The 5,903-nt window shown below is 43.6% G+C and carries 6 protein-coding genes; 5 read left to right on the plus strand and 1 reads right to left on the minus strand.

The genetic code is table 11. From position 1 onward, the window contains the following. Nucleotides 1-149 precede the first annotated feature (149 nt). The gene (locus tag ACH2DQ_RS06745) at nt 150-542 is read right to left on the minus strand and encodes a BlaI/MecI/CopY family transcriptional regulator (RefSeq protein ID WP_394912831.1); all 393 of its coding nucleotides are present in this window, start codon (nt 540-542) and stop codon (nt 150-152) included. A 266-nt stretch (nt 543-808) separates the two neighbouring features. Between ACH2DQ_RS06745 and ACH2DQ_RS06750 the strand changes: the two genes are divergently transcribed. The 5 genes from ACH2DQ_RS06750 (at nt 809) to ACH2DQ_RS06770 (ending at nt 5,870) form a co-directional block, all read left to right on the plus strand. After that, nucleotides 809-1,996, plus strand: coding sequence for an alanyl-tRNA editing protein (locus ACH2DQ_RS06750; RefSeq protein WP_394912830.1), 1,188 nt, complete (start codon nt 809-811; stop codon nt 1,994-1,996). A 66-nt stretch (nt 1,997-2,062) separates the two neighbouring features. After that, nucleotides 2,063-3,496, plus strand: a complete 1,434-nt coding sequence (locus ACH2DQ_RS06755; RefSeq protein ID WP_394912829.1) for an NAD(P)/FAD-dependent oxidoreductase — start codon at nt 2,063-2,065, stop codon at nt 3,494-3,496. 1 nt (nt 3,497) lies between these two features. Continuing rightward, complete coding sequence (locus ACH2DQ_RS06760; protein ID WP_394912828.1) at nt 3,498-4,883, plus strand: NAD(P)/FAD-dependent oxidoreductase; 1,386 nt, start codon at nt 3,498-3,500, stop codon at nt 4,881-4,883. Between the two features lie 2 nt (nt 4,884-4,885). Next, nucleotides 4,886-5,245: a DUF1667 domain-containing protein gene (locus tag ACH2DQ_RS06765; RefSeq protein ID WP_394912827.1), complete on the plus strand. Its 360-nt coding sequence runs from the start codon at nt 4,886-4,888 to the stop codon at nt 5,243-5,245. A 244-nt stretch (nt 5,246-5,489) separates the two neighbouring features. Next, nucleotides 5,490-5,870, plus strand: a complete 381-nt coding sequence (locus tag ACH2DQ_RS06770) for a BMC domain-containing protein (RefSeq protein ID WP_394912826.1) — start codon at nt 5,490-5,492, stop codon at nt 5,868-5,870. Nucleotides 5,871-5,903 lie beyond the last annotated feature (33 nt).

Here is a 5,903-nt window from a genome sequence, read left to right on the forward strand (position 1 = left end):
GCAATGCGAGTATGATCAGCAGTAAAAACCACAGATTATACTGCACCCTGAGAGACAGATGATTTTTGCAAAGTTTCTTAACCAGCAGGATCGCCGATACACATATTAAGATGGCTGCGCTGATGATTAAGAAGCGAATGCCAAGAGTATCAATCATGGGTACCTCCATTCAGGGATTTCTTCCTCAGCAGATTTTGCAGATCCTGGATTTCGTCCTCAGATAAGTTATCTTTTTCCAGGAAGTTAGTCATCATAGAAGTTAGATTTCCATTATAAAACCGTTTCAGGAAAGAATCATTTTCATGATCCAGATATTCGTCCTCCTGAACCAGTGGTGTATATACAAAAACACGGCTCTCTTTTTCATAGGTTAAAGCTTCTTTTTGAACCAGCCGTTTTAATAATGTCTGAATTGTTTTTGGACTCCAGGTAGTAGTCTTAGTCAGCTTATCCGTAACTTCGTTGGTACTGATCGGTGCATATTTCCATACGATTTTCATCACTTCATATTCAGCCTCGGATATTTGCGGTAATTTTTTCATGAATGATCCTCCTTAGATACTACATTTGTAATATAAACAGTATAGCCGGATGAAAGGGGAATGTCAAGTAAGATGCTTTTGTAAATGTATCCATCTGGCTTGGAGCGTGTTTTAAAATTGCTTTCTGGCAGCTGCGGTATCGCTTACTGATTTCATCATGAGCGTGAATTCCGCAATTTTATCATGATTTCATACAATCCCACTGGCAAAAGAAATCTAATTGCGTTATACTTGAAACATAATGATACAGGCAGGAGAACAGGAAGATGACAGAAAAATTATATTACGAAAACAGTTATATACAGAGATTTGAAGCAGAAGTTCTGGCTTGCGAAAAGCAGGAAGACTACTATGAAATAGTATTAGATAAAACAGCATTTTTTCCGGAAGGCGGCGGACAAAGCGCAGACCGTGGTTTTCTCAACGGGATTCCGGTATCCGATGCCAGGGAAAAGAATGGGATTGTGTATCATATCACAAGTCAGCCTATTCATCCTGGAACATCCGTTTTGGGGGAAATAGATTTTAAGGAACGTTTTTCTAAGATGCAGCAGCATACCGGGGAGCATATTATTTCTGGAATCGTGCACAGGAGGTTTGGCTGGCACAATGTGGGATTTCACCTTGGCAGCGAAATAGTAACAATGGATTTTGATGGGGCATTAAATGCGGATGAATTAGCGGACATAGAATATCAGGCAAATGAAATAGCATTTTCCAACAGAAAAGTGGAAATATCTTATCCAGCAAAAGAGGACCTGGAGAAGTTGGAATACCGCAGTAAAATTGAGATTGAAGGGCAGGTAAGGATTGTAACCATTCCAGGTGTAGATGTATGCGCCTGCTGTGCACCTCATGTAAATTATACAGGTGAGATTGGGATGATTAAGATTGTGGATGCACAAAAATACAAGGGCGGAACCAGAGTCAGCATGTTGTGCGGATTCCGCGCTTTGCATGACTATCGGACCAAGGAGCGGAATATAAATCAAATATCAGTAGTGTTGTCTGCTAAACCAGATCTGTCTGCTGAGGCGGTATTACGCCAGAAAGAAGAATTGCAGCATGATAAAGACAGGATGATCTACTTTCAGGGGAAATACATAGAAGAAAAAGCAGGCAGAATACCAGACGGCGGGGACGGGCATATCGGAATGCTTCTCTTTGAAGAAGATCTGGACAGCGGCATGATGCGAAAATATGTTAATCTTTCCGTTGGAAAAACAGATGGGATCAGCGGATGCTTTGTGGGGGACGATCAGAATGGATACCGGTATGTACTTGGCAGTGAGATCTTGGATGTAAGGAGTATTTCAGGTGAGATGAACCGCGATCTGGACGGGAAGGGCGGTGGAAAGCCCGGGATGGTTCAGGGTTCCGTAAACGGAACGAAGGAACAGATATTAAACGTAATGAAAAGGGTATTGGCTGATTCCAAAACAGAAAGGAAATAGACACAGAAAGGAAGCCACATTGGCGGCAGTATTACAGGAGTGCTGTGATCTGCAAGGGGTATAAGCATGATGGATGTAATTATAATTGGGGCAGGGGTAATTGGTTCTTCCATTGCCAGGGAGTTATCCAGATATCAGCTGGATATCTGTGTGCTTGATAAAGAACCGGATGTGTGCTGCGGTACCTCGAAAGCAAACAGCGGAATAGTCCATGCAGGGCATGATGCGAAACCGGGTACGTTAAAAGCCAGGTTAAATGTTCTGGGAAACCAGATGATGGAGGAGACAGCCAGGGAACTGGACATTCCTTTTAAAAGAAACGGTTCTATTGTGCTGTGTTTTTCAGAGAGTGAGGCTGGCAGGCTGGAAGTGCTCAAGAAACAGGGCGAGCAAAACGGGGTAAAGGGACTGCGTGTTGTTACAGGTTCTGAAATGAAAGAAATAGAACCCAATATTTCAGATAAGGTTCTGGCATTTTTATATGCGCCTACAGGGGGGATTGTCTGCCCCTTTGAATTGACTGCCGCAATGGCTGAAAATGCTTTTGCCAATGGCGCGGCGTTTTATTTTAATACCCAGGTTAAGGAAATTAAGAAGATGGGTAACGGGTACAGAGTTGCAACCGACAACGGAGATTTTGAAGCAAAGCTGGTGATTAATGCCGCCGGTGTAAATGCAGACCTGTTTAACAATATGGTAAGCAGCAAAAAGCTTACGATCGTACCAAGAAAAGGGGAATATTGCCTGCTGGATAAAAAGGCGGGAGATTTTGTAAATACTACGGTATTTCAGCTGCCTACCAATCTGGGAAAAGGTGTATTAATTACCCCTACCGTACACGGTAATTTAATGATAGGGCCTACGGCGGAAAATATAATAGACCGGGAAGATACTGCCACAACGGCAGAGGGAATTGCACAGGTAATTGACAAGGCACTGAAAAGTTCCGAAAAAGTACCAGTCCGTCAGGTGATTACTTCCTTTGCCGGACTTCGTGCACATGAAAGGGAACGGGATTTTGTCATTGGTGAGGCAGAAGATGCACCGGGATTTATCAATGTGGCAGGAATTGACTCACCGGGTCTTACCAGTGCGCCCGCCATAGGCGTTATGGTTTCAGAAATGGCTGCAAAAATATTAAAAGCAGAGAAAAAGACTGATTTTCAGGCGGAAAGAAAAGGGATACGTTTTATCAGAGATATGGATATAGAGGAGGCATATGCAAAAATCGCTGCAAACCCTGCCTATGGAAGAGTCGTATGCCGATGTGAGACCATTACAGAAGGAGAGATTCTGGATGCGATTCACAGACCGCTGGGAGCGCAAACGTTAGACGGTGTCAAACGCCGGACAAGAGCAGGTATGGGAAGATGCCAGGCAGGATTTTGTTCACCCCGGGTTATGGAGATTCTAGCAAGGGAGCTTGACATACCCCAGGAAAACATTGTCAAGTCCGGGCAAGGTTCCAATCTAATTGCAGACAGCAAGAGGGAGGGATAATATGGAGTACGATATCATTGTAATTGGCGGAGGCCCTGCGGGTCTGGCTGCAGCAATTGCAGCCAAAGAAAATGGAATCCGGGATATCTTAATCCTGGAACGGGAAAATGAACTTGGCGGAATTCTAAACCAGTGTATTCACAATGGTTTTGGGCTGCACACTTTTCAGGAAGAACTGACCGGACCGGAGTATGCAGCCAGATATATTGAGAAAATAATGGATTTCCATATTTCATATAAATTGGAAACGATGGTGCTTTCTGTCACAAGGGATAAAGAGGTTACGGCAGTAAATCCCAAAGAAGGGATTATCCGTCTTCGTGCCAGAGCTGTGATTTTGGCAATGGGATGTCGGGAACGACCCAGAGGAGCGCTTAATATTCCGGGATTTCGTCCGGCGGGAATCTTTTCGGCGGGCACTGCCCAGAGGCTGGTGAATATCGAGGGGCGGATGCCGGGAAAAGAAGTGGTAATTCTGGGCTCCGGTGACATTGGGCTGATTATGGCAAGAAGAATGACTTTAGAAGGGGCAAATGTAAAACTGGTAGCAGAATTAATGCCTTATTCCGGAGGGCTAAAACGTAATATCGTACAGTGCCTGGATGATTTTGAAATTCCTCTACGTTTGAGCACTACGGTTGTAAAAATTCACGGAAAAGATCGATTGACCGGAGTCACTATAGCAAAAGTAGATGAAAATAAAAAGCCTGTTGCAGATACGTATGAATATCTGTCCTGTGATACCCTGTTATTATCGGTGGGTTTAATCCCCGAAAATGAACTGTCCGTGAATCTGGGGCTTACTATGGTTCCGGCAACAGCAGGACCTCAGGTGGATGAAAGTATGCAGACATGTGTAAGCGGGATATTTGCATGCGGCAATGTCCTGCACGTGCATGATCTGGTGGATTATGTTTCCCAGGAAGCTGCCTGTGCCGGTAAAGCAGCTGCAAAGTATCTTGCGGGAGGACTGAGGGAAGATAGACAAATGGAAGCCAGACCTACACAAGTTAATCAAGTTGAAGTGCAATATGAAGATCAAGATGAAGAGCAACATATAGGTCAAGGTGAAAAACATATAGATCAACATATAGATCAACATATAGAAGCGAACCCTATAGAAATTACCGCGGCACAGGGTGTACGCTATACCGTCCCTCAATTTATTTATACAGCTAATATGGAAGATATGCTGATTCTGCGTTTCCGGGTTGGAGATGTATATCAGAATAAATACATCAGCATGTATTTTGATGAAGAACGGATTGTCCATAAAAAGAAAAAAATAATGGTACCTGGAGAAATGGAAGAACTGAAACTGAAAAAGGCTGATCTGTCCGGATTTCCAGACCTTAAGTGCATTACCGTAAAGATTGAGGAGGCATAATTGTGAAAGAAAGAGAATTAACCTGTATCGGATGTCCGCTGGGGTGCGCTCTGACGGTGACAATGGATGGCGATCAGGTGCTTAAGGTGGAAGGGCAATCCTGTAAAAGGGGTGAGGCATACGGCAGGAAAGAGTGTACTCATCCTACCCGGATCGTCACTTCTACTGTAGCAGTAAAAGGCGGTAGTATGGCAAGGGTATCCGTGAAAACAAAAACAGATATCAGCAAAGATAAAATTTTCAGCTGCATGGAGGCAATTCGGGGAATCGAAGTACAGGCGCCCGTACACATTGGGGATGTGATTCTAAAAAATGTGGCAGGGACACAGACGGATCTTATAGCAACTAAAAATGTACTCTGAAAACCATTAAAAACAAAAGAAAAAACTTTAAAATTGTCTTGTATTATGTGGGATTTTGTTGTATTATTAGAGTATTAAATGGTGCGAAAATCAGAAACCTGAGCGTGTTTGGAAAATGCTTTTTCAAACAGGCTCCAGTCCCAGGCGGCGAGGTTTTTGGTCCTCGGGGCAACAGCCAAATGGCATACAGATATGTTTCTTTGGTGTGCAGCCGTGGAAGTAAAAAGCAGAGAAGGGGTACAGGATGAATTTAGATGATTTTAATACGCCCGGTGAGCATAAAATGCGTATCGTACAGGAACTGGTACCTGGCAAGCAGGTTACTCTGGCACATGTAATAGCCAGCCCGGACCCAATTGTATACCGAAAATTGGGGTTAGATCCACAACTGGATTATCAGCGTGCGGCAATTGGAATCTTGAGTATGAGCCCTGCAGAAATTTCTGTAATTGCTGGGGATATGGCAGTAAAGACAGCTAATATTGATCTGGGATTTATTGACAGATTCAGCGGTACATTAATTTTTACCGGCAGAATTTCGGAAGTGGAAGCTGCAATTCAGGCAATTAATAAATATCTGGAAGAAAAGCTCAAATTTACAATCTGTGAGATAACCAGAACTTGATGAATTTGCAGACACGCTCTGGGGCGTCTTACA

The organism is Robinsoniella sp., from assembly GCF_034124845.1.